Source organism: Caballeronia sp. LZ028, assembly GCF_031451415.1.
Taxonomy (GTDB): domain Bacteria; phylum Pseudomonadota; class Gammaproteobacteria; order Burkholderiales; family Burkholderiaceae; genus Caballeronia; species Caballeronia zhejiangensis.
Window position 1 is genome coordinate 1 of sequence record NZ_JARUXN010000033.1, and the last position, 2,401, is coordinate 2,401.

Consider the following 2,401-nt stretch of genomic DNA (forward strand, 5'->3'; position numbering starts at 1 on the left):
TCCCTTGAGATTGCCAGCGACGTTAGCGATCAATGCCGCATCCAGCATGGAGAAAAAGTGGAGAAGTCGTGGAGATTCGCGAGGAAACTGCGTGACGAAGGCCGCATCAACTAGAATCGGCCGTCATTCAATCCGCCTGCCACGCGAAGGGTTCCTCATTGAAGTTTCGTTTTGGCATCGCCTCGAAGATCTTTCTGCTCGTGCTGGTCGCGTGTCTCGTCATCACGTTGACGATGGGCTACGCCGTGCGCGTCAGCTTCGAGAACGGCTTTCTGCATTACGTGCGCGAACGCGATGCGGGGCGCGAACGCGCCGTGATGGCGAAGGTCGCGAGCGAGTACGCCGCGCACGGCAACTGGGCGTTCCTGCGCGGCAACGACGACGCATGGCTCGCGCTGCTCGACGACGCACAGGAGCAGTTCGTGCGGCGCGAGATCGAAGACATGCGCGCGACCGTGCCGAGCGCGTGGCGCAGCTTTCCGGGCAGCGGAAGCGTGGCGCGCATCCTCGGGCCGCTCGGCGAGCCGTGGCACGGTCCGCACTGGGGCATGCGTCCTTCGAACGCGTTGCCGAACCCGTCGCCTTTCGCGCCGCCCGAATCCGCACGTCTGCGCGATTCGCTGAATACAGCGCCCGAAATCGAATCGCCGGATCGCGTGCGCGGGCATAGACGGGAACGTCCGCCTGCCGCGCTCTTCGATGCGGATCGCGCGCTCGTCGCATCCACCAACGAGCCGCCGCCGCCGGATGCGCCCGCGTCGCCCGTGCGCGTGCATGGCAAGATCGTCGGCTGGCTCGCAACCGCCGGGCCGACGCCGCTCACCGACGCCGCCGACATCGCGTTTCAGGCGCAGCAGATGCGCGCGACCTGGCAGATCGGCGGCGTCGCCGTAATACTCGCCGCCGTCGTCGCGATGGTGCTCGCGCGCCTCGTGCTCGTGCCGGTGCGCCGCGTGATGGCCGCGACGCATCGGCTCGCGAGCGGTGACTATTCGATTCGCGTGCCCGCGAAGAATCGCGACGAGCTCGACAAGCTCGCATCGGACTTCAACTCGCTCGCCGATTCGCTGGAGCGCGCGGAACGTTGCCGGCGCGAGTTCATCGCGGACGTGTCGCACGAATTGCGCACGCCGCTCGCCGTGCTGCGCAGCGAACTCGAAGCGATCGAAGACGGCGTGCATGTATTCGATGCCGCATCGCTCGCCTCGCTGCAGACGGAAGTCGCGGCGCTGAACAAGCTCATCGAAGACCTGTACGACCTGTCGCTGAGCGATGTCGGCATGCTGCGCTATCGCAAGGCGCCCGCGCAGGTGAACGCGCTCACGCGCGCGTCCGTCGATGCGATGCGTCAGTCGTTCCGCGCGAAGCGGCTCGCCATCGATGTCGAATGCAGCGATGCGCTCGCCTCCGCCGATGTCGATGTCGACGCCGCGCGTTTCGTGCAATTGCTGAAGAACCTGCTGCAGAATTCCCTGCGCTACACGGATCCGAACGGGCGCGTGCGCGTCGCGCTCGCGGGCGCACCCGACGACTGGACGCTCAACGTGCAGGACTCGTCGCCGGGCGTGCCGACGTCCGCGCTGCCGCATCTCTTCGACCGTTTCTATCGCGTCGACGAATCGCGCAGCCGGCAAAGCGGCGGCGCGGGACTCGGGCTCTCGCTATGCAAGGCGATCGTCACGGCGCATGGCGGCAGCATCCGCGCGGACGATTCGGCGCACGGCGGCGTGTCGATCACCGCGCGCTTTCCTTCCCACCGCGAGTAAGCGATGCCCGTAACCTCTGCCGCCCATGTCCTGATCGTCGAGGACGAGCCGAAGCTGGCCGCCGTGCTCGCCGACTATCTGCGCGTCGCGGGTTACATCGTGACGACGCTCGCCGATGGCGCGCAGGTCATCCCGTTCGTGCGTCAAACGCCGCCTTCGCTGATGCTGCTCGACCTGATGTTACCGGGCCGCGGCGGACTCGATATCTGCCGCGAATTGCGGACGTTTTCGGAGCTGCCGGTCATCATCCTGACGGCGCGCATCGACGAGATCGATCGTCTGCTCGGACTCGAAACCGGCGCGGACGACTACGTGTGCAAGCCGTTCAGCCCGCGTGAAGTGGTCGCGCGCGTGAAGGCGATCTTGCGTCGCGCGGGCGGCGCGAACGCAACCGCGAGCGGCGCGGCGGCCAGCGCGCTGCAAATCGATCCGCAGTTTCATCGCGTGACGCTCGACGGCCACGAACTGCGCCTCACGCCGATCGAATTCCGATTGCTGCATCTGCTGCATGTGTCGATGGGCCGAATACTGCCGCGCTCGTTTCTGCTCGATAACGTCTACGCGGATCATCGCGTGGTGACGGATCGCACGATCGACAGCCACATCAAGAATCTGCGCCGCAAGCTGCAGGACGT

General features: G+C 66.1%; 2 protein-coding genes. Both read left to right on the plus strand.

The features are described 5' to 3' along the window. The first annotated feature begins 158 nt into the window (after positions 1–158). Positions 159–1,766: an ATP-binding protein gene (locus QCE58_RS33930; RefSeq protein WP_250522621.1), complete on the plus strand. Its 1,608-nt coding sequence runs from the start codon at positions 159–161 to the stop codon at positions 1,764–1,766. Between the two features lie 3 nt (positions 1,767–1,769). Next, positions 1,770–2,401 (plus strand): response regulator (locus QCE58_RS33935; protein ID WP_309781243.1); only part of this gene is annotated, 632 nt, incomplete at its 3' end.